General features: G+C 62.5%; 1 protein-coding gene. It reads left to right on the top strand.

The features are described from left to right. Window positions 1-413: aminotransferase class I/II-fold pyridoxal phosphate-dependent enzyme (locus O7A60_RS31820; RefSeq protein ID WP_337109600.1), on the top strand; the 413-nt coding region annotated here is incomplete at both ends.

The raw sequence follows: 413 nt of genomic DNA, 5'->3' as shown, positions 1-413 counted from the left end.
GCCGACCTGCACGGCAAGGAAGCGGCTCTCGTCTTCACCTCCGGCTTCGTCTCCAACGAAGCCTCGATCTCGACCATCGCACGGCTTTTGCCCAATTGTCTGATCATCTCGGACGAGCTGAACCATGCCTCGATGATCGAAGGCGTGCGGCGCTCGGGCGCCGAGAAAAAGATCTTCCGCCACAATGACGTCGCGCATCTGGAAAGCCTTTTGCAGACGGCCGGCCGCGAACGCGCCAAGCTGATCGTCTTCGAAAGCGTCTATTCGATGGACGGCGACATCGCGCCGATCAAAGAGATCGTCGAGCTCGCCGAGCGCTACAACGCCATGACCTATATCGACGAGGTCCATGCGGTGGGCATGTACGGGCCGCGCGGCGGCGGCATCACCGAGCGCGAAGGCCTGGCCGACCG

This window comes from Mesorhizobium salmacidum (SeqCode) (assembly GCF_037179605.1).
In the GTDB taxonomy this organism is placed as follows: Bacteria; Pseudomonadota; Alphaproteobacteria; order Rhizobiales; family Rhizobiaceae; genus Mesorhizobium; species Mesorhizobium salmacidum.
Note: the sequence above shows the minus strand (reverse complement) of the source record. Positions and strands in the feature narration are given on the sequence as shown.